Origin of the sequence: Algoriphagus aestuariicola (assembly GCF_017254835.1) — a bacterium.
GTDB lineage: Bacteria > Bacteroidota > Bacteroidia > Cytophagales > Cyclobacteriaceae > Algoriphagus > Algoriphagus aestuariicola.
The window spans coordinates 810,758-833,456 of record NZ_JAFKCW010000001.1 but is presented as its reverse complement, the minus strand read 5'-3'; the positions used below and the strand labels follow the sequence as shown (position 1 = coordinate 833,456).

Genomic DNA, 22,699 nt, shown 5'->3' with positions numbered 1-22,699 from the left:
ACTATCTATTGTTTACCAGCCAATTGACTATTCGATCTGAAGCTAGCAATCCGTCCCCGTCAAAGACAATTTTATCCCGCCACTTCAATCGGTCAGGGCCAACTTTCTCAGGATGATGTATAGCGAGATCAATCTTGGGTTCGATTTCCTCCGCAGAGTTGATCCAGCCCACAGGATCTATCCCATCCATGGTTCTAAAGTGTTGGAATTGATAGGTCCGTTTGATATCCCATGGATGTTTGGGATCAATGCAATAGTTGATGTAGAGACCAGGCTTGTCATATTGGGAAAAGTCCAAGGCCATTGTGGAGCCTACATTGACTACCGTAGAGCAGTGTTTGGCCAAATTCATCAATATCGCCACATCCTCAAAGTAGGGAAAAAAGGCATTCCATCCGTTACCATGCTTCCATTTTGGAGTCATTAGGACAATTTGGGGATATTGATTCAATACGTCCTGATAACGGTGGTGCCCCTCTACAGGAACCGGCCTGAACAGGATCTGAATGTCTTCCCTATGCTTTAGCCTTTCAGCAAGATCCCTAAGGTAAGATGCGTCACGGGGAGAAGTGAGGCTATCATCTCCGGAAAAACATATCCAACTTTTAGACGGACTAAGGTTGTGTTTTCTCGCGAAATCCTCCCTGCCTTCAAGCAAATCACGATTTCGATAAAAATCAAATTGCGGCGTGCCAACAATCGTGACATTCCTCTGATCTATATCCGGAAAGTAAAGCGCCATTTCGTCTTTCATGTACTTGGACCAAACCAAAAAATGATCTCCCCTGACAGGTAGCCTTCCTTTCGGCAGATTGTCCCAAGAAAAGATCGCAACCGCTGTCTTTATTCCCATATCCCTGGCTGCAAGCATCGCAATACCAGCATGTGGAATTCGCTGATGTGTACAGAATAGCATGTCGGGCATCATCTGCTTGAGCTCTTCCTTGTACTTATGATAGGCCTGTGACTTTCGATATCTCTGATCGATGTATGCCTCCATCGCCTCGATTTGTCTGAAATTACTCAGCATCTTGCCCATGCTTTTGGCCAGAACATTCGAAACCTTTCCCTTTCGAGTCTTCTTTGGCAGCCAATTGTCCAGTATTGTAGGGTTTTTGGTCAGCTTGGAGTTCACCACCAGTCTTGCAAAACCAACGCTGTCTCGGAGAATTTGGGCCACCGGATCCTCTCGGTAATTTTGAAATGGAAATTCCTTGGGCGCAACTGATGGGTTAAGCTTTTTGGCTTGGTCTATTACCTCGGGGTTCAGCCCATGCCAAACAACAACCTCGGCCCCCTTGTCGGCCAACAAGGGCAAAATCGGGGAATAGAGGTAATTTCTTATACCGACACCGTCTGGTATCAAAAAACAGATCTTCATCAAGTTTTAACTAATAGACTCTCCAGAATCGGTTGAATCGAATTTAGGCTCGAAAGATCCATAAGGAAGAGAGGTTTAATTTTCAATAATTCATCATCGCTCCAATCCCACCAGTTCAAGTTCTCCAGCTCGGCAATAACCCGATCCGAAAAACGCTTTCGAATTTCCTTGGCTGGATTGCCCGCCACAATGCTATATGGGGAAACATCCTTGGTCACCACTGATCCTGCTGCCAGAATCGCTCCGTTGCCTACATTGACTCCGCTAAGGACAATGACCCCATGCCCCACCCATACATCGTTGCCAAGGAATATTTCAGCTTCTGTTTTGAATTGCTTCATCTCGCCTCCAAAAAGCTGGGCATTGATGTAGGTAGTAATATGGGTAGTCGGATGATTCGTAGGATGAAAGGCCACATCCCTTCCTATTTGACAATATTTCCCCACGGTCACTTTGCCTCCGAAATAGTTGTTGGTCCCAAGCGTCGTCCTATACCCCAAACTTGTCCTATCCGCGAATGCACAATCTTCCGGAATTCCATTTCCGCCTCCAAAAACAACATGGTGTATTCCAGTCGTCCAAAAGGAAACTTTGCTGCCCGGCTCTACTGAATAATAGGGACGCGAGATGCGCTGCAGAAATCTTCTGATTTTGGTACCCAAGCCCATTCAATAGTTCTCCTTCATCCCCAACCAATTAAAAAATGGCCTTCTGAATCTATAAAATAGGTTGACCCATAAAAACTGACCGACAAGCATCTGAACTCGTGAAAGCGGCTTGGCCTTAGAAAGCTGATATTCACTTTTGCCATTGGAAGCTCCACTCTTGATTTCCTCAAGCTTATTTTGCATCCACTGTGCCGGAGAATTCCCCATATGGTAAGCGAAATTCCCTAAAGTCGCAAGTCGTAGGAAGCCAGAACGGTCATTGGGATCGTCAAGATAAGCCTCCTCGCTTCCGCCCTGAACTCGGAATTCGCAAACCTTTTTAGGGCTATTCTCAAATACTTCCCTTCTGAACGTAGCCACAAAATGCCCGCATCCGATGACCGCCTCTCCTGATGGGTTAGATACAACCAGGTATTTTCTCAGATGGATGGGATCGTATAGTTTAGAACCGACGCTTTTCTGGAAGTTATCCATTCCTTCAGGATCCTGGACATCCGCAAATCTCATTTTTCCCTTCAGCAATCCATAGAAGAGAGTCGACCCTGTACTGTACAAATACCCTTTGCTGCTCGGTACAGGAGAAACCATCCCAGCCTCTGGAAAACTATTGAATATATCGACAGACTCCTCCTGCCAGCCTTTCAGAAAAAGCACATCGGAATCTGAAATGGTGATCAAAGGTTCGAGATTACTTTTCACGACCGAGTATATCGCGTTGATTTTACCCACGTTCTCCCGGGTATAAAAAACCTGATCAATTGGAAAGTAGTTGTCTTTGTACCAAAAAATCAAATCCTCAACCTCACGACAACAGCCATTGATAACTATCGAGATACGTGTCTTTTCGTGAATGGTGTGAATCACCGACTCAATGCAAAGCTTGAATACCTCTAGCGCATGCTGAAAGTATTGATCCTGCAAGTTTGGGATATAAACCGACAGAATGATCCTGTGAATAGAGTCTATCTTAATTTTATTGTTCCGCTTTGAGGGGTTCTCTCCTTGTCTCATTTCGCTATCAACTATGCAACAAGAGCTTCAATCGCCGACTTGAGTATGGCGGTAGAGTATCTTTCCAAATACTTCGCCCTAAGCGCCATTTTCCTCTCCACTATCTTTGGCCCGTCCAATCGGGGAATGTCGTGAAGTTTTTTTCTTAAATCTTCCACGTCTTTGTAGATCAACTCTTCTCCCTCCAATCTGTCAGGCATGGCGCCAATTTCCCTAGAAAGGATCAACTTACCGGCTGCCATCGCCTCTATCCCAGTCATAGGACCTGTCTCTTCAGAGCTGTTGATAATCAAGCAATCAATTAATGAATAGATCTCATCTATTCTTGCAGGCGGGACAAAGCCTGCAATAGAAACATTTTTCAATTTCAGTCTTTGGATTAATTCCTCAAACCGGGATTGCAGCTCGCCTGCGCCGAATAGTAGAAGTTTGAATTGCGGGAATTCTTGAAAAATCTCAATCACCGTATCCATCTGTTTGACTTCCATAAAAAGCCCAATCATCCCAAATACTTTCAACTGGGAGTCTATTTCAATGTCCAGAAGCTTTCCCTCGGCCAAAGTCGTTTGATCGATAAAGACTTTTGGAATGGAGTTAGTGAGGCTTTTTATCTGAAACGGAGAGTGAAATACGTAGTTTCTGGATAAATGGGCTGGCAGAGTGGCATGCTTTTTCAAAATAGAAAAATCATGAATAGTGCCCGTAAAACGAACTGAAACGGGTACCGGAAGATCAGACTCGAAAATCTCCATCTCGCGGGAACTATACGTGATAAACAAAACGATGTGGTCGAAGTAAGAAGCAAAATCTTTCCACTGCTGGGAGTTATAAAAATCATCCCTTACGCCTTTAAGCCACTTTGAGCCCCAAAGCCGAAGCAAAACTCCTCTTAGAGAAGGGAAGATATTCCACAGATGGGGCCAAGCGAGAGATAGTGATTCGTTCATTTTGGCTCCGCCAAGTGTAAATCCACTGTTAAACATCGTAAATACGCTTACCTCGAATTGGCCTGCAGACAAGCAAGTAGCCCAAACTCTCATTTCCTCAAACCTCCCTCCCACGCCTTGCGAATTGATTGGGCCGACCAGTAGAATTCGTTTTGCCAACCTAGAATTCTTGAAGTTTAACCATCTTATTAAAGTAGTTGTTCTGGCTCATGAGAGTTTCAAAATCTCCCGAAGCGCTAATCTGACCATCTTTGATCAAATGGATGCAGTCTGCATTCTTTATTGTACTAAGCCTGTGGGCAATCAATAGTAAGGTATATTTTCCCTGAAGGGAATTGATGTTTTCTTGGATGACGTTTTCAGAGTCACTGTCAAGTGCCGAAGTAGCTTCATCAAATACTATAATCTCTACTTCCTTAAACAGCTCTCTGGCAATTGAAATCCGCTGCTTTTGTCCACCGCTAGCCCTTACTCCATTGTCGCCAAGCGGAGTATTCTCCCGTTGGTCCAGCTTGGCTACAAATTCAGACAAATTGGCAAGCTCAATAGCTTGATTAAATTTTCTAAGGTTTTCAGGATTCTTCTCAGCCCAAAAAGTAACATTGTTGAATACAGTATCATTAAAAATCACGGGCTCTTGGGTGATGTAGCCTATCTTCCCCCTGAGGACACTCAAATCCAACGCCGATCGCTCTACACCATTGATTCTTATATTTCCTTGGGTAGGCTCAAGAAGCCCCACTATAATATTGACCAATGTCGTCTTTCCGCTTCCACTCGGGCCGACGAACGCGATAGCCTCTTTGGGATTGACCTCCAAGGTGATGTTTTTGAGGACATCCCCGTTTTCTTTGAATCTAAAACCAACTTGATCCAGCCGAATCTGGCCAAAATCACCCATTGAGTTCGTTGTTTTATTTTCTTCCTTGCCCGAATCAAACATTTTTATCATTTCGGAAGTGGCAACAATCCCTCCAAACTGGGAGATGAACATTTGCCAGCTACTTTGTATACTTATCACGTAGTTCAATGCGCGATAAAAAAACATCAAACTCAACATGATGCTCGACAATGTTCCGCCCAGAAAATTGATTTGGATAATGATGACAAATACCACGATCACCAAAATCATTGGCTCTCTCAGTCCATTAAGAAGGGAATTGTAAAAGCCGATTTTACGTTGAAAGCTCTCAATCTCGTGAATCTGGTTGACTAGCTTGCGCTGGTACTTTGCAAAATACGAAGTTGCTTTTAAGTACTTAAAATGCTGTACAGCCTGAATCAAATAGGACTGAAATGCATGTCCTTTATTGGAAATCGTGATCGAAGCGGTCTCGGTCTTCCTGAAAAGTATTTTGAAAATCAAATTGGAAAGAAAGCCTCCTATACTGACCAAAAGCGCAAACTTCCAGTCCGAAATCAAAGCAAGACCGGTATAAACAAACAACAAAACAGCATGCTGAAGGGTATTGAAGTAGCTAATAAAGGCCCCAGTGACTTTATAAACTTCGCCAGAGAGCGTATTCTGTATCCTTCCGGCGTCAAGTCCAACAAAATGCTGGTAGCTTACATGGCTGAGGCCATCGAGCATCTGAAATCGCAACCTTTTCACAAATGAAATCTGCAACGACACTTTGAAGTAACTATCCATGAACTTAAAAAAACCCTTTAAAACGAAAAGAGATGTCATGAATGTCAAAATGTTGCCAATCGAGATCTCAATCCCGGCATTTGTCAGAAAGTCAATCAAAAATGAAAATTCCCCAAGAGTATCCGAGCCTGAGCTCTTTGCAGGATCAACGGCTACCTCAAAAAGTGGGATAAACAGTGCCAGACCGAAACCGTCGAACACCCCCACCAGAACACTCAGAAAAATCAGGAGAAAAATATTGTATCCTAGGTAAGAAAAAAAGTAACTAAAATACTTGAAGTTTTTTTCGACTATATTTTTCAGAAGCATAGAGAGTTAAAAAGGGAAAACAAGAGTTCCCTTTTTATTTAATTTTCAGTATTTACTTCTTCTTCTCTTCATCATAGTAGCCATAGCCATACCCATATGAATAACCGTAGCCATAGGTCACATTGGTAGAATCGACTCCATTGAAAACAGCAAAGATATTTTTAAGCCCTCTGTTGGTCTTTAGGCCATTCACTGCATCGACAAAAGCCCGCTGGGAGAAGTTTTGCCTAAACACAAAAAGACTGCAATCTACCATTCCCATGATATCCAATGTCTCGCTCACAAGGCCTACGGGAGGCGTATCGAGAATAATCACATCATATTCCTGCTTGAGTTGCTTTATCAAAAACTCAAATCTCTCGGTAAACAGAAGCTCAGCCGGATTGGGAGGAATCGGACCAGAAACAATGATATCTAGATTTGAAAATTTCGTACTTGTCACAATTTCCTGCCAGGTGTCGACTTGGTTGCTCAAGTAGGACGAAAGGCCCGTCTCGTTTGTCAAGTCAAAGCTTGCAAAAATCTTGGGCTTTCTCATATCGCAGCCTACCAAGACTGTCTTTTTGCCAGTAAGACTGTAAGCGGAAGCCAAGTTCATCGCACAGAATGTTTTTCCTTCTCCTGAAATCGTGGAGGTCACCAAAAAGGTCAACTGTTTGCCTTTCGGCAATACGAATTTCATGTTGGCCCTGAGAGACCTGAACGATTCAGAAATCCCTGACTTTCTCTTGTCAAAAACTACTAGCTCGGTATCCGCCTTGTTGTTCAGAACGGTACCCAAGAGTGGAATTTTAAGCTTGTTTTCCAAATATTGGGCATCCTCAATTTTTGTCCGAAATAATTCGCTAATTACGATAAGCAGCACCGGTACGAAAAAGCCCACCATCAGCGCAATCAAATAGTTCTTTACCGGTGTCGGACTAATCTGGATGCCTTCTTTAGCATTTTCGACGACCTTGTTATTTGCCTCGTTAGATGCTTTGGATATTGCCGCCTCAGCCCTCCTTTCCATAAGGAAGTTGTAGATATTTTCACTGAGGGAAAACTCTCGTTGAATCCGAATGAGGTTTTGTTCTGTCTCGGGCAAACTTTTAAAGGACCGCTCGATTTCTGAAATCCGGTCTTGAATGTCGGTCATTAAAGTCTGGGAATTGAAATCCACATTTTCCAGATTCTCAATGATGGACCTGTTCAAGTCCGAGATCTTCCTGTTCACTTCTACTACGGCAGGAGACGCTTCAGTCTGGGTAGCCAGCATCCTGGATTTTTCAGACTGAAGCTCCAAAAGGTTTTTGATCAGTCCATTTAGAAAAGGATCTTCGATCCCGATACCCGAGGGAACAATTACCTCGGAATAATTTTCACTGGTTAGATATTTCTTAAGATTCTGGTAATAATTCCTCTTAAATCTCTCTTGGGTTAGTTGATTTTCATATTCAACGAGTCGTTCATATACGGAGCTACTTTCCGAACTTAGGTTATAAATTTTATTGGCCGATCTGAAATCCTGAAGTTGATTTTCAAAAAATCTCAATGAGTCCGCAACACCCGCTACTTGGGAGTCTATAAAGTCAACAGTTTTGCTCGCAGAGATATTTTTCTGCTCGAGCTCCATCTCCATTACCGTCTGCATTAGGGTGTTGAGGTAAATCTCTCCCTTGTTAAGGTTCGAACAAACCAGCGATAGCTGCATAATCGAAGCGCCTCGCTCGTACGGTTCCACGCTCAGCGATCCTGCATAAGACCTAGACAGCGAATTCAGGTCTCTCAATTTCACCAAAATCGATCCTTCCGAATCCGCCGAAACCTTCAACACGCGGATTTTTAGCTCGTTGTTTTCGAGCCATTCGCCGAATTTTCCCATAATAGGCCCGGGCTGAAACCCAAAGGAAACCTTGCTGCCGTCGGGCAAAAGCTTGTTGTATGCTTCGTCGGTAAAGGCCAAATCAAAGTCCGAATCATTAGTCCAAGAAATTTTAATGTGACCGTCTATGGTCTGGGCATTTTTCCAGTCGACCTCTACGACGATTGGGGTATTCACATAGATTTCCGTATTGGAAAAAGAGCCCTCCCTGAAGTACTCCACTTGAAAGTCAAGTTTTTGAAGTACTCTCAAAGCTACAGGGCGGGACTTAAGAATGATCACTTCATTTTGAAGCCCCATTCCGGAATTTTCTATAAGTGAAGGAGATCCAAAAATCGCCAAAGGGCTTTCTTTTTCCTTGATGAAAAACAAGCTGTTTACCCGATAAAGTGGGCTGGAAATCTTTGTATAGAACCATCCTAATACTAGGCAAATGAGAATAGATGCGGCAATAAACATCCATTTCTGGACGATCTTTCGATAGACGGTTTTTAACTCAAAAGAGGAATCTTCTACCAAAAAATCATTCTCATTGTTTTCAAAATTCATAAAGAAAGTTATTGAACTAAGGTTACTATTAACGCAATGGTCGACACTGTCGAGGTAATCAAAGCTAGTGTTTGGATAAAGTTGGTACCTGCTCCTATTTCTCTCACCTTTAGCGGTTCCGCGTAGATAACATCATTTGGCCTGATGAAATAAAACTCAGAAGAAAGTAAATTTCTATCGTTTAGGTTGATTTTGTGGATTTGCGACCCATCCGGGTATTGACGAAGCATAGTGATCTCATCTCTTTTGGCAATAGTATTCATGTCTCCAGAGGCGGCAATTGCTTCAAAAATGGTAACGCGGTTTTGCAGAATGGTAACTTTGCCCGGCGAGTTAAATTCCCCAAGAGCACTAAATCTGATTCCTCCCAATCTCACTCTCACAAAAAAATCATCCGGCACATATTGCTTGACCTTCCCTTCAATTAAGACTTTGGCTTCTTCCATCGTCAGTCCAACCAAAGTCACCTCTCCAACCAAGGGTATTTCCACTTTGCCTTGTTCATCAAGGGTGTATCCGTTCATATAAAATAGATCACCACCATTTTGTCCCATAGTCATACTAGTATTCTCGGTCTCTCCCGTGACGATACTGAATATTTTGTTGAGCTCCTCGCTGGCTGTTTTGATCGTAATATCTACGATATCATAATTTTGGAGGCGATACAGTTCCTCTTTGTAGGGGAATTTTTCACTTGAGAAGACCTGTGGAGACTGGGAATCTAGATCTTGAAGATAAATTAGTTTTTTGTTGGAAACACAAGAAGAAAAAAACAACAAAAAAAGTACAAGAATACTGATAGAATATTTTGACATGACTAGTTTTTTTTAAATTTCGCGTGAAGAAAGTGATTTTTCGCCGAAAGAAAAACTTGTCGCCTCAGGCTAAGTCTCAAATTACAATCGGGCATCCACTGTGCTTTTATCCAGAAAACCCTTCACGTCAAAAACTACCCGTGCAGCGGATTTTTGGATTTCCAAAGTTGCAAATTGCTTATGTGACACAGCCAGAATGACCGCGGAATATGCATCTAGTTCAGGGGCTTGCTGTCCGGCTATAATGTCTATGCCGTATTCATGCTTCACCTCTGCCGGATTCGCCCATGGATCATATACATCCACGTCCATGTCATATGACCTCAATTCACTGTAAATGTCGATTACTCGCGTGTTTCTCACATCCGGGCAATCTTCCTTGAAAGTAAAGCCGAGAACCAAAACCTTGGAATCAATCACTTTGAGGTCCTTACGCATCATCAGTTTGATCACCTCTGTGGCCACATGCTTTCCCATGCTGTCGTTTAAGCGGCGACCTGCGAGGATAATCTCGGGATGGTAGCCTACTTCTTGCGCTTTTTGCGCCAGATAGAACGGATCAACTCCGATGCAGTGCCCACCAACCAAACCAGGTCTGAATTTCAGGAAATTCCATTTGGTGCCGGCAGCTTCCAATACCTCATGAGTATCTATGCCCAGCAAATTGAAGATTTTGGAGAGTTCGTTGACGAACGCAATATTGATGTCTCGCTGCGAGTTTTCGATCACTTTAGCCGCTTCCGCTACTTTGATGGATGATGCCTTGTGGGTACCGGCTGTGATCACCTGCCGATAAAGTTGGTCGACATACTCTGCCACTTCAGGGGTACTTCCTGACGTCACTTTCAAGATCTTGGAGACGGTATGCTCTTTGTCTCCAGGATTGATCCTTTCTGGTGAATAACCGGCAAAGAAATCTTCGTTAAATTTTAGTCCCGACACCTTTTCCAAGACAGGCACGCATTCGTCCTCGGTCACACCTGGGTAAACAGTCGATTCATAAATGACAACGTCGCCTTTTTTGATGTATCTCCCTATATTTTCTGACGCCCTCAGCATTGGAGTCAATACTGGGCGGTTGTGTTTATCAGTTGGAGTGGGTACAGTGACGATATACACCTGACAATCTGAGAGCGATTCGGGATCAAAGGTGGGAAAAAGTCCAGTCTCACCTAAGGCGGGTGCTTTGGGTACTACCACCGATTGCAGCAGCTCATCTTCTATCTCCAAAGTGAAGTCCTTTCCCGCATGAAGGTCTGCAATTCTCCTTTGGTCGATATCAAATCCGATGACTGGAAATTTCTTGGCAAATTCTACCGCTAGTGGGAGTCCGACATATCCGAGTCCGATAACTGCAATCTTGGTATCGTGAACTAGAGTCAACATGACTAAATTTTAAGAATAAATATTAGTGTGGATAAAGATGAGAAAGCTTCGCCCTTTCGGTCACAATGATGACTTAGCCTTGCTATAAATTAGAGCTAAGAAAAATGATGACTAAATGCCGAAAAACTCATCTTTAACCCCATCCAACTCATTATCAGTCTACTAACTAAACATTGGACGGAGTAAAAAATGAGTACTTTATTTGCTCACTTTATTCAAGTGGCAAAAGTAACAGAAAAGCGCTTAAAAAAAATGAAGTTTTAGGAGATTAGGAAAGACGGTACAGCTGCAGCAATTCTTGTTTACGCCAATTAGAACGACCCCTGCCAAAAAAATCAGTCGTTACGGTAGGCGATACTTAAAAAATTGGGTTAGTATCAATTTAGTCAATCCCATTTGTATATCTATCTGTTAGCTAGTTTGCCGAAGGCATTGCGCTAGCGAGTCTCTCCAATAGGCAATTTCCACGTTGAAGTCAGACTTGATCTTCGCTTTGTCAAGCACGGAATAAAAGGGTCTCTTAGCCGGAGTCGGATATTGGATCGATGGGATCGGATTCACTTTACAGACGAGATCTTTCATTTCCATGATCGCTTTTGCAAAATCATACCATGAACAGACCCCTTCGTTTGAAAAATGGTAAATCTCTGTTTTGGAATTGCTCAGCTTCGGCAAGATATCCAAAATACACGTTGCCAGATCTCTGGCGTAAGTTGGTGTGCCGACCTGATCGACCACAACGTTGATCTCTGGACGCTCGGCTCCAAGTCTGAGCATAGTTTTCACAAAGTTGTTTCCGAATGTGCTGTACACCCAAGAGGTCCTGATCACAGCCGAATTGGTAAGTCCTGATTGCAGAATCGCTTCTTCTCCCTTTAGCTTAGTCAATCCATAGACGCTCTTCGGGTTGGGAATTGAATCTTCCGAATAAGGACGGAAGGTTTCCCCGTCAAAGACATAATCCGTCGAAACATGGACAAATTTCAAATTGAATTCTTTGGCTGCCTCTGCCAGATACCTTGGGGCTAAGTGATTGACACTGTCCGCACGCTCTACTTCGGTTTCCGCACGATCAACTGCAGTATAGGCTGCGCAATTGATTACTGCATCGAATTGGTTGGATTGAAAAAAACTCCAAACCGCCGACCTGTCGGTGATATCCAATTCGGCAGCACCGGTAAATACAAATTCAAAGGAATAGTTTGACGCGATGTATTTGATTTCAGAGCCGAGCTGCCCGTTAGAGCCAGTGACCAATATTTTATTCATACAATGTTGTTTTGGTTGTGAAAAGATGTGCATATACAAAAAGAGGCTGCCTCTTGTCTTTCTCGGATAGCTTCATTGGCTCCTTTTTCAGAGCCCCATCAATATCTAGCAAAGGATTGCCAAACCCATTTCCGCGATCCGATTGGGAACAATTGCAATCGTTAACTTTGTGGTGGACCACTGCAGATTCACACAAGCTGACAAAGCCTTGGACAAATCCCTGTAGAACCAATCGAAGCCTCATTTTTCCGACAGCAAAACATTCTCTTTGGTCTCCAAAAGCTGAGGCTCAATTTCCACCACATCGGTTTTTTTTTGGTTCTAATAAATCCTATTTCCTCTTCTGCTGGACCTTTTTTATCAGATATTGTCCGTACTCGTTCTTTTTCAAAGGATCGGCAAGTGCGAGAAGCTGATCGCCGTCAATGTATCCCAGTTCAAAAGCGATTTCTTCCAGACATGCAACCTTTAGTCCTTGTCTTTTTTCGATGGTGTGGATAAAGTTTGACGCCTCCAGCATGGACTCGTGAGTGCCTGTATCCAACCATGCGTAGCCTCTACCGAGGAGCTCGACCATCAGGTCTTTCGATTCGAGGTAGACTTGGTTGACCGTCGTTATCTCCAATTCCCCCCGATGGCTCGGCTTGATCGTTTTTGCTACTTGGATCACCGAGTTAGGATAGAAATAAAGTCCCACAACCGCATAGTTACTTTTGGGCTCCTTTGGCTTTTCTTCAATGGAAATTACCGTTCCGTTGCGATCAAATTCAGCAACTCCATAGCGCTCGGGGTCATTGACATAATACCCAAAAATAGTCGCCTTGCCGTCTTCCTTTACATTTTTCAATGATTTCTTAAGGAGTTCTGTAAAGCCATGACCGTAAAAGATATTGTCACCCAAGACCAAGCAAACAGAATCATCACCAATAAACTCTTCTCCTATGATGAAAGCCTGAGCCAGTCCATCTGGACTGGGTTGCTCTGCATAGCTAAAACTCAACCCCAATTCCTTTCCGTCTCCCAAAAGCTTCTTGAAATTAGGCAAATCATCCGGGGTAGAAATAATCAGGATCTCCCTGATACCCGCCAACATCAACACAGATATCGGGTAATACACCATCGGTTTGTCATACACCGAGAGCAGCTGCTTTGAAGTTCCTTTGGTGATGGGGTACAGCCTAGTACCAGATCCTCCTGCTAAAACGATTCCTTTCATATTGTATATTTTGAGCGAACGAACGACGTCCTCTGAGTCATTTCTTTTTGATATAAATTTCGGTTTTGCTAAGCGGTGTTTTAAACCAATAGAACTAGTCAATTGGTTCATTGCATCTATAGACGAGATATTCGTCTATTTATTGAATAAAAAGATGATTGAAATCTGTCCCTGAAAAGAAAGTTTGTCCTCGCTGTTAGGGAAATCAACGCTACTATTTGTTCCAGATTGCCATTGGTAGTTGCTGGCATGGATAAACTGAGCACTACTACTCACTACTAGCTGCTCCCATTGCTGATTCCACAGTAAACCTAAACTATAATCAACCCAAGGCCTCTTCTCAGGTTTTTCGCTTGAGAGTAGATAATAAAAATCCTGGTGGTTTACCAAACGCTGCAGTAATAGTCCATATTTCTGCCGGCTGGTAATTTTGGCGACTTCTAGGATTTGCGCATTGGACCCCACCCCAATTCCCGTTCCCATCGGCTCCCCATAATTGGTAAATCCCCTGACCTGATAGTGTGTATGCCAACTGGCATTCAACACCCCCAATTGAAGATATCTCACATGTCGGTTAACTGACTCAGATTGTTGAATAACCTCACCTCTAAATTGCAAGTATTGATCAGACTTGGGGAGGGAAACCAACTTGGTGAAGCCAAAAAGATAGGCTCGGGCATGCTCAGGATTTAGGATGAATTCCCGCCAGTTGTAGGCGTGGTCATGCTTGCCGAACTCAGCATAGATTTCCGCTTTTGCCTTTGGAGCCTTCAATCGAAAAAACACTGACACTTGCTGGTCTTGGGCTTGACCATCGTAAACGACGGTATGCCCATCTTCAAAAAATTTCTCTTTTTGGAAGGCTTCGAAAATAGGAAGTCTGCCAGTGAAACTATCCTCCACGTCCTCCTCGTATTGCTGAAAGGTCCGGTTAAGTCCAAGGAAGAAGTTTTTCAAGAACTTTGGTTGATAGGCTACTGAAAAGCCAGTCACATATCGCCAGTCACCCGAAAAATACCTAAAATATTGCTGGTTTAGTGCATCATCTTGGGTTGGTGGAATGCCCGAATCCTCCGCCCGTCCAGCGATTATTTCAGCCTCGAGATGACCGATTCCGATGTTAATAGGCGCAGAAGTTCTCAGAAACGCATGGGGAATACCTCGAGCATTGTTGGAGAATATGAGGCTTGAAAACTGCCCAGGCCCCCACCAGATGTTTTGGGTGCCTACGCCAGCTTCTATTTTCGCAAGATTCAGCGATACGTATGACTGTCCCGGCGTAATGAAGTTGCCATAGCCATCTCCGAAATACTCTGGATTGTCGCCAAAATTCCAGTATCGGAACCTTGCGGAATTCATATTGTCTGAAAAATTCCCTTTATAACCTTGAAATGACTGGTTTTGACTCCGCACCCATTCCGGACGCAGCTGAATTTCCAAGAAGAACAATCGGGCAAAAATTCCCGGAGACAGAAGGTTTTGCCAACCTGCACCATTGAGCAAGGCCGAGTTACCCCAGCCAAATGGGCGATCTGAGTTAAAGATCGTAGTATTTAGCAATGGCAGAATGGAAAAGTCTGTATGCTTTCGCCTTTGTGGAAATGAGTCTGTCGACGTGAATTCGTCGTCTTGCAGCATCCGCACCGGTCTGAGGGCAAAGGAAGAGTTTTTATGTCCCAGATCCAGCAAGTTTTCCCTACGTGCAACTTCTTCTAGCACCGGGAATCCCGCAGGTATTGTTTGACCAATCCCTTGAATGCCCCAGCAGAGTCCGCACACAAAAAGTGCTACTCGCTTAATCCATAAGTTAATCATCTAAATGACTCCAGCATCGCGACATATTTCTTGCTAATCGCCCGCCAAGAATAATTCTTCTTAGCTAACTTAAAAAGCACCTCCCCCATCTCTTCCCTACCCAGTGATCGAATCTCAAACAGCAGCCTCTTTAAGTCCTCAGAGTCATCAAAATATACTGCTTTGCCAAAGGTCGTCTCACGGTTATAGTTCACACCATACGCTATCACGGGTAGACCTAGATACATGGCCTCCACCAAAGAGGGATTAGTGCCTCCAGCGCTGTGGCCGTGAAGGTAAAAATAACAGTTAGATCGGAGGACATTTAGCTCCTCCATTTCATAAATCGGATTATATAGGATAATATTCTTGACTTTTGAATAGTCTTGATAAAGCTTCATCCCATATTCATTTGCGTTCCAGTTGCCCACGACGACATAGGGCATTCCAATCTCACATTCCTTGAATGCCTTGAGTTGCATCTCCACGTTATTTTCCGGTTCGATCCTGCAAACAGTAAATACATATGGGGAACCCAGAAAGGAAAACTTTTTGAAATAATGGTCCGGCGCGACGGCAGCCACGTGGTTTGCTCCATAGGCAATCAAAAAGGAGCTCTTCCGGTACTGTTCTTGGACATAATCCTGAATATGCTTGTTGTCCGCCACTACTCCGTGGGAAAAGCGAACTGCCAAGGCTTCCGAAAGCTTCAAAAACTTCTTCGCAAAGTACCCCCATTTCTCACGCTTCCACTCCAGCCCGTCTATGTGAGTGATGATTTTGGCACGTGTAAATGGCTTGATCAAAGGAACCATAAAAGCTCCCGAGACGCCCAATAGCAAGATGTAGTCTTGATTCTTGTAGGTTTTGAGTAGCGATATGGAGTCGTACAAGATACTGCTGGCTCCATTTGCCCTCTGTCTGAGGTAGACCAAATTGGCGCTCTTGTACTTCTCCAATCTATCGGGATAGGATCGACTTTCACAAAAAATCGTTATGTCATAAAACTTTGGGAGGAAATCCAGAAGATTTTCAACTAGCGTTTCAAACCCACCATAGGTTGCCGGAACGCCTACTGTACCGAGTATTGCTAACTTTTGTTTTGCCATTTTAATATCGTGCTCTGGAGAGAGCGACTACTTGATCTGTCTTGTCGCCTTGAAATACGACGAAAAAGTCAAGGTAAGAACTATAAAACCCAATTTGCTGAATGGCCTCAGACTAAGCGAATTGCGAAAAAGTCTCAGCAGATTCGTGGTTGTCGGAAAGCCTTTGGACAAAAGAAATTCTTGATAGAGCAATAGTGCCTTACCATGTCTATGGGACTTCTTAATTTTCGACAAGGGATTTGCTTGCGAAGCGCCTAGCACATTACTGGAATGTTGTCTATAGAAACTAAGCTGTTCTGGAATGAAACTATAGGAAACTGACCGGTGGAGTACCGTCAAGGAAATATACCAGTCATGCATCGGGATCCGTTCGTCAAAGTCCAGATCCAATTGGTTCAAAAAACCACTGGATAAGGCGATCGTGTGACCGATCACACAGTTGGACAAAAACAAGCTGGGCAATACAAAGTCCCGATGAACTTCCCAAAACTTGTGGTAGAAAGACGTTTTGATCGGATTCAGGTCTGAGTCTGCGATGATCACGTCATGGAATACGAACTCCGCACCTCCCTGAATCTCCCCATATACCCGCTCATTTTTATTGTAGGTCCAGACATCATCCTGATCACAGAGATAAAGAACATAGTCCGAGCCGGCTTGCGCCTCTCTTACTACAGCTATCGAATTCAGAAAAGAATGGCAAGCCGACTTGGCGAAGTCGAAAAAAACAAAAGAAAGATTGGAGTAGGTCTCGCTCAGGCCTTTGATCTTCTCCCGAGTGGAATCGGTAGACAAGTAGTCATGCACAATGATAAAATCCACGGGCAAAGACTGTTTGGCTATACTTTCGACTTGCTGCGCTATAAAGTCCTCCCCGTTGTGGGAACAAATCAAGGCAATTTTCAACATTCTATTTTCTAAAGAAGTAACAACAGGTCAAAAACCAGATAGGCAAAAACAACCAGGGATTGACAAAACCTACAGAAAAATACATCAGGGTGCTTTGCAGCGGCTTGTGTATTCCGCTGATAAAAAAGATCGAGAAAATAAAGGTCGCAAACAGGAGAAATCCAATCAACCCAAACTGGAGAAACAGCATAGGAAGCTGCATCTCTATCTGGTAGGGCTGGCTGAAATCCGTGACATATTCTTCAATAACAAATCCAAATCCTCTCCCGAAAAACAAAAAATCGCCGCTAATCAACTCCAAAATACCCAGCAGTTGATTGTATTTGAACACAATGCTCAACGCAAGATCCGCTCTCACCACATAGGACACCAGCTCGACGCCCATAAAAACCACCCCCACCAACATCAGCGGAAAGAAATACCAGAACTTTCTCTTTATCAAATCGCTATGGTCAACCCACAGCCTCCATACAAAGAAAATGATGATGAAAAAACTCTTGCACAGTACAAAAACATAGACGAAGGTCAGCAAAAACAAAAAGATGTTGAGCAGCTTGTTTTTGAACAAGCTGTAGTCATTGAGTATAAGTAATGGGGTAGTCTCGATGAATACCCGGTGGATGGCTCCATCTGAACCCCGGATGAAATTCAAGCCCCTAAAAAAGCTGAAATCGAGGTTCAGTACAAAGAATACAATTGCCAATACGATGGATACGAAATTGAATATCGTGATCCATTTCAGATCCAAGTCGAAACTTATCCTACAGGAGTGCCCGATCAGGACAACCGAAACGACAAACAACACAAATCCCAAAAAATGACTAAAGCCGAAGTCATTTTTCATCGAGTTGTTTATCCAGAAAAGCATCAAAAAACACGCAAAGGCGGAAAAGAACACCAGAAAGTAGACCAAGAGCTTTTCCTTCTTCAAAATCAAAAAAGAAAGAAACTGCAAAGGAAGAAGCGCCTTCTGACTGACAAACAGGAACAAAGGCCAAACAGAGAAAATCCAATTGGTCAGATGGATGTCCTTAACTTTCATTCAGCTTGTTTAATACAGTCGTGGATTTGATCTTTCTGAATCCAAATTGCCTTTCGATGTCACTTTTGAGAAAAAGGCTGAAGTTGACCCTATCCAAATGGATCAGACCCCGCATATTGTCCAAAAATCCCAGCCGAAGCAAAAAAGCGGCGTATCCTTTTAGCTTGGTCAATAGACCAGGCTGGAACAAAACAGAAAAGCCCAACTTGAAATCCCTAACCACATAGTCATAGCTTTTCAACTCAAAAAGTCCAATCACTTCCTCCCGGGTAAAGGCCCGGTCATACCGAACACAGGTGTCTGTGACCGTCTCCATCACCTGCTCATGGCCTGTGAAATCAATCCCAAACAGAAAGGACTGGAAATGCTTTCTGATCTCATGGCTCAGACTAAAGGCAACAAATGGGCTGTCTTCCAGCTTTCGGCTCATCGAGAGAATGGTGCGCATGAACACCTCGGGATTTGAGATAAAAACAGAATTGTTCAGAAATACAAATCTCGCTCTGCCAGTCAGCCTAGCCTCCAAAAAACCCCTGATGTAGCAATTTAAATCGTATCCTTGGGTAGGATTTGGAATGCATCGTACACTGCTGGGAAGCCTGTCCAGATTAGACAGCTCGCCGTTATAGACCAGAAACACCTCGAAATCCGACTCTTGGGAAATCCAGTCCAAGAAGGCGATCACATCCTCCCTCAGTGCGGCGTTCCGCTCATACATAGCGAAAACGACTGTAGTCAACCTAGTCTTCAAATCACTTGGAAAACATATACACTAAAGCATCCGGACAATTTTCCCATAAATCCTGTCCAGATAGTCAAAAACGCGAGGGAGCGGCTGGTTAGAGTCATAGAATCTTTTGAATCTGACGTAGCCGATCAGCTTGGTAAATCGGGTGACAGCACCCTTGTGCGGCTCCATCGAAAAGTAGGGACTGCGTCGGGATGAAAATACGCCTGTCGTAAAGTCCAGGCCCGATTTCCACAGCACATACATTAATGAAAGCTGATCTCTTTTGCTTTTATTCTGAAACTCCTCCCACCAGAGCTCCATCGTCTTGATCACCTTTGGGTCAGTGTGCCTTCTGAAAAGAAGGTTGTTCTCCGTCAACCCAAACCCCACCGGAAAGCCTTCCGCTTCGTAGCCTTTCATTTGGGAGTTCACGACCTCCTCATTGCCCTTTCTGGACAGAATGATCACATTAGCTTCATCGTAGACACATCGTCGGCCAAAATGATCAGGAAGAGCAAACGTATAGTTGCTATCGATCAATTGGCGAAACAGCCTATTGGCCGCATTTTTTATGCGGATGTTGGAATCCACATAGAAGCTTATTTCATATTCTCCCAAAAACCGATGGGGAAAAAACTTATACATCCTATTGAGCTCCAGTGAGCTTAGCTCGGTATTGCAGACCTGTCGGATCTGCCAAATATCCGACTTCAAATCGACTTGGTCGGTAAAGCAGACGAAATCAACTCGATCAAACTTTCCAATCGGATCTATCAATCGATCATAGTCACCAAAAAGTGCGATATAGACTACCAAGCGACCCTTCCTTACCTCATCCATTTGTCATACCACATTTGGAACACAAGAACAGTCCAGACCTTTCCCAACAAATAAGAATGTCCGTCGAGAAACAGCTCCTTTATCTTGACCATCTCAAAAACGTCAAACAAGCCGTGCTCTTTCAGTCTCTCAGGCTGAAAATAAAACTCCAGATGATCCCTGAATCCCTCAACCAACCATCTTTCCAGGGGAATACTAAAACCCATTTTTGGTCTGTCGAGCAGATCCTTTGGAACATACTTGTGGGTAATGTCTTTCAACAGGTATTTTCTGTTCCCGTCCTTGATCTTTAGGCTTGGGTCCAAGCGGGAGACAAATTCAATCAGCCTATAGTCCAGCAAGGGCTCCCTCCCTTCTAGACTTACCGACATCGTGGACCGGTCCACCTTTGTCAAAATATCATCCTGCTGGTAAGTCTTGAAATCAATCGCCATCATCTTGTCCAAATCCGACAATCCACCCGACAAGTATTCCAAATCGTCAAAACCTGTGAATACCTGTCCCGATCCAGAATGAACCAGCTCATTCACTTCTTCTGAAGTGAAAAACTTCTGAAAACTGCCCATAAAATCGGCCGGGGACTCACACTTCAAAAAGGACACCGCTCGGTAAAACCGCTCGCTGGATTTGGGAAAAACAGTATTGAGGCGAAGCCTACGGGGTGACAGCTTTTCCAATACGCCGGACATCTGCTTTCTGTAGGGGAACTGACCGAACCTATCATGGTATTTTCCCGCTATCAGATATTTTTCATACCCTCCAAACAGCTCATCCCCACCATCAGCGCTTAGCGAGACAGTTACTTTCTCCCTTGCCAACTTGCTCACCAGTATAGTAGGAATCATCGAATTATCCGCGAATGGCTCATCAAAATAAAAGGCTAAATCAGGCAAAACAGCCGCTGCATCCTCCTGTCTACAATAATATTCAGTATGATCAGTCCCAAGGTAATCCGCGACTTTTTTCGCATGATGGGCTTCATTGAAGTTTTCTTCCAAAAAGCCAATTGAAAAGGTCTTGATTTTTTCGGTTCGAGAACTCTGCAACAAAGCCGTTACGGCAGAGGAATCGTAACCCCCACTCAAGAAAATCCCTACCGGGACATCCGCTACCATTCTATATTCACAAGCGGATTTAAGTAATTGTTCAGTCTCAGTTTTGGCCTCCTCTTCGCTGATGGAAAGCTTGTCTTGATTGTAGCATGATATGACATCCCAATATTTTGAGGCCTTAATATCCGCATTGGAAACACCAAATTCCAGTATATGGCCTGCCTTCAGCTTATGGGTATGTCTGAAAATCGTATACGGTTGCGGTATGTATCCGTATTGAAAAAATAGATTCAGCCCCTCTTCGCTAATCTCCCGTTTGAAACAAGGGTGCTCATGAAAGCTTTTGAGTTCACTCGCAAACATGAACAAGCCATCCCTGAAATACCAGTACACTGGCTTGACTCCGGCGCGATCTCGAAAAAGCGTGATCTTTTCCCCGATGTAATCATAGATCGCTATGGCAAACATACCATTTAGGCGATGAACCATCTCCTTGCCCCACTGGCTGTAGGCCTTCAATATGACTTCCGTATCGGAATTTGAACTAAAGGAAAAACCCTCCTTTTCCAGATCGGTGCGGATCTCCTTAAAATTGTAGACCTCCCCGTTAAATATTATCTGATACTGCCCAAACTCCATGGGCTGATGGCCTTGTGGGGACAAGTCCAAAATAGAAAGACGCCTATGCCCCACCCCCACTTGAAACGATGACTCATTTTGAAAATAATATCCCGAGTCATCCGGACCCCGATGCAACATGGCATCGGTCATTTTTTTCAACACATTTTCATCTGATGACAAATTCAGATCGACAAATCCGGCTATTCCACACATAACGCTACTTTTTCAAAAGGAAAATCGAACGAACAGAACAACTATTCAAAAGAATTGGGGACAATTGTAAAAACACCCTTTTCTCCCAATCTAACTGCAGAAAACAAAAATTTAATCCTGTTATATATAAAGGCCGGTTTCTTTAAAAACTTAAAAAACCCCCAATAGCAAATAATCAAAAAGAAGGAAATCCGATTTAAGCGATATCTGTAGCTATTGGTTTTTATACTATTGTAAAAATATGCGGTGTTTCTAAAAGAATAAAACAACTTAAATAGTGATACATTCTGGCTAAAAATATCCTCTCCATCCTTGAAGGACATATCCAAGTCTTCAATCTGGCTGGAGTAGATCAAAAATTGTTTTATGCCAAGCTTTGAAAACCTGATCGTGTATTCATGGTCATCGGCATAGACAAAAAATTCCTTCTTCGGTAAACCAATTTCCCTCAAATTGTCTACGTGGCTAAAAAGCCCGCCATACGGACCATATTGAACCTTTATGATAGGGAATCTAACATCGCTTTTATCGGGAGAAGCTGCCTTTCTGCCCAATTTGCCACCCAAATAGCTCGCAATGTCAAACCCACAAAAACCGTTGGCCACCGGAGCTTTGATTAATCCCGCCGACACTGCAAGCAAATCATCCCGCCAACAGTTTCCCCTGTAACAATACAAAACAGGACGAGCAAAGTCCTCTGACAACAGCGAATGCGCACTATGCAAAGCTCTAAGGCAGCCCGATCTGGGACAGTTGTCATCATCCAAAAACCATAAATAAATCTCTTCCCGAAGTCGAAAGGCATAATCAAGAACAAGAGAATATGCGCCTGCCGTACCCAAGTTGGCTTCGTTTGTGAAAACCGTCACATTTCCTAGCTCCGATCTTAGTGAACTTATCTGCTTTCTCGATTCAACGGCAGACGCGTTGTCCACTATCCAAACTTGGGACACCCCCTCCTTGACAGCCGCTCTAACCACCTGCTCCAGGAATACAAACCTGTCGCCATAAGTGACAATTACCGCAATAGTTTTAATCAAACCAATCTATTTTAAAGCATAATTGTTTTCCGACTCGATTTCAACCTTTGCTTTTCTGTATGACAAATAGAATCTCATAGCAAGGGAAGATATATGTAAATGTCTCCTCATACAGCTCCTTCATGTAGTTGGAAGAGTTAAAAATAGACGTCAATACCTTCTTGAAGAGATTTCTAAGCCGAAAGTCAGACCTAAAAATCAACTTGACATCCAAAATATCGAAGTCAATGTCATTGTAGTACATAGGCACTTTCCGTTTGAAAAAGGAATTTTTACTGAAGTA

19 protein-coding genes are annotated in these 22,699 nt (G+C 43.5%); all 19 read right to left on the bottom strand.

The annotated features are described in order from the left end of the window. Position 1: 1 nt before the first annotated feature. On the bottom strand, positions 2 to 1,381 hold the full coding sequence (locus tag J0A67_RS03505) for a hypothetical protein (RefSeq protein ID WP_206567881.1): 1,380 nt from the start codon (positions 1,379 to 1,381) through the stop codon (positions 2 to 4). Then, positions 1,381 to 2,043, bottom strand: a complete 663-nt coding sequence (locus J0A67_RS03500) for a CatB-related O-acetyltransferase (protein ID WP_241265051.1) — start codon at positions 2,041 to 2,043, stop codon at positions 1,381 to 1,383. Before J0A67_RS03500 ends, J0A67_RS03505 begins: the two co-directional genes overlap by 1 nt. 6 nt (positions 2,044 to 2,049) lie before the next feature. Then, a complete protein-coding gene (locus tag J0A67_RS03495) occupies positions 2,050 to 3,060 on the bottom strand; it encodes a glycosyltransferase family 2 protein (RefSeq protein WP_206567879.1) in 1,011 nt (336 codons plus the stop codon). An 11-nt stretch (positions 3,061 to 3,071) separates the two neighbouring features. After that, entirely contained in the window at positions 3,072 to 4,166 is a 1,095-nt protein-coding gene (locus J0A67_RS03490) for a glycosyltransferase family 4 protein (RefSeq protein WP_206567878.1), read from the bottom strand. A gap of 1 nt (position 4,167) precedes the next feature. Beyond that, a complete protein-coding gene (locus J0A67_RS03485) occupies positions 4,168 to 5,967 on the bottom strand; it encodes an ABC transporter ATP-binding protein (protein WP_206567877.1) in 1,800 nt (599 codons plus the stop codon). Positions 5,968 to 6,019: 52 nt separating this feature from the next. Further along, positions 6,020 to 8,380, bottom strand: a complete 2,361-nt coding sequence (locus tag J0A67_RS03480) for a GumC family protein (protein ID WP_206567876.1) — start codon at positions 8,378 to 8,380, stop codon at positions 6,020 to 6,022. A gap of 8 nt (positions 8,381 to 8,388) precedes the next feature. Continuing rightward, entirely contained in the window at positions 8,389 to 9,195 is an 807-nt protein-coding gene (locus tag J0A67_RS03475; RefSeq protein WP_206567875.1) for a polysaccharide biosynthesis/export family protein, read from the bottom strand. A gap of 81 nt (positions 9,196 to 9,276) precedes the next feature. After that, on the bottom strand, positions 9,277 to 10,581 hold the full coding sequence (locus J0A67_RS03470; protein WP_206567874.1) for a nucleotide sugar dehydrogenase: 1,305 nt from the start codon (positions 10,579 to 10,581) through the stop codon (positions 9,277 to 9,279). A 411-nt stretch (positions 10,582 to 10,992) separates the two neighbouring features. Continuing rightward, complete coding sequence (gene rfbD / locus J0A67_RS03465; protein ID WP_206567873.1) at positions 10,993 to 11,850, bottom strand: dTDP-4-dehydrorhamnose reductase; 858 nt, start codon at positions 11,848 to 11,850, stop codon at positions 10,993 to 10,995. Between the two features lie 331 nt (positions 11,851 to 12,181). Then, the gene (rfbA, locus tag J0A67_RS03455; RefSeq protein ID WP_206567871.1) at positions 12,182 to 13,066 is read right to left on the bottom strand and encodes a glucose-1-phosphate thymidylyltransferase RfbA; all 885 of its coding nucleotides are present in this window, start codon (positions 13,064 to 13,066) and stop codon (positions 12,182 to 12,184) included. Positions 13,067 to 13,201: 135 nt separating this feature from the next. After that, on the bottom strand, positions 13,202 to 14,785 hold the full coding sequence (locus J0A67_RS03450; protein ID WP_317195040.1) for a capsule assembly Wzi family protein: 1,584 nt from the start codon (positions 14,783 to 14,785) through the stop codon (positions 13,202 to 13,204). A gap of 92 nt (positions 14,786 to 14,877) precedes the next feature. Next, a complete protein-coding gene (locus J0A67_RS03445) occupies positions 14,878 to 15,969 on the bottom strand; it encodes a DUF1972 domain-containing protein (protein WP_206567869.1) in 1,092 nt (363 codons plus the stop codon). Between the two features lie 27 nt (positions 15,970 to 15,996). Next, a complete protein-coding gene (locus J0A67_RS03440; protein ID WP_206567868.1) occupies positions 15,997 to 16,878 on the bottom strand; it encodes a glycosyltransferase in 882 nt (293 codons plus the stop codon). A gap of 1 nt (position 16,879) precedes the next feature. Further along, the gene (locus tag J0A67_RS03435; protein ID WP_206567867.1) at positions 16,880 to 17,920 is read right to left on the bottom strand and encodes a hypothetical protein; all 1,041 of its coding nucleotides are present in this window, start codon (positions 17,918 to 17,920) and stop codon (positions 16,880 to 16,882) included. Further along, complete coding sequence (locus J0A67_RS03430) at positions 17,910 to 18,638, bottom strand: hypothetical protein (protein WP_206567866.1); 729 nt, start codon at positions 18,636 to 18,638, stop codon at positions 17,910 to 17,912. The genes J0A67_RS03435 and J0A67_RS03430 overlap by 11 nt, the downstream gene beginning before the upstream one ends. 54 nt (positions 18,639 to 18,692) lie before the next feature. Then, positions 18,693 to 19,490, bottom strand: a complete 798-nt coding sequence (locus tag J0A67_RS03425; protein WP_206567865.1) for a glycosyltransferase domain-containing protein — start codon at positions 19,488 to 19,490, stop codon at positions 18,693 to 18,695. Then, positions 19,478 to 21,376, bottom strand: a complete 1,899-nt coding sequence (gene asnB, locus J0A67_RS03420; protein WP_206567864.1) for an asparagine synthase (glutamine-hydrolyzing) — start codon at positions 21,374 to 21,376, stop codon at positions 19,478 to 19,480. The genes J0A67_RS03425 and asnB overlap by 13 nt, the downstream gene beginning before the upstream one ends. Positions 21,377 to 21,417: 41 nt before the next feature. Next, positions 21,418 to 22,416, bottom strand: a complete 999-nt coding sequence (locus J0A67_RS03415; protein ID WP_206567863.1) for a glycosyltransferase — start codon at positions 22,414 to 22,416, stop codon at positions 21,418 to 21,420. Positions 22,417 to 22,456: 40 nt separating this feature from the next. Next, complete coding sequence (locus J0A67_RS23025) at positions 22,457 to 22,660, bottom strand: hypothetical protein (protein ID WP_241265050.1); 204 nt, start codon at positions 22,658 to 22,660, stop codon at positions 22,457 to 22,459. Positions 22,661 to 22,699: the final 39 nt, after the last annotated feature.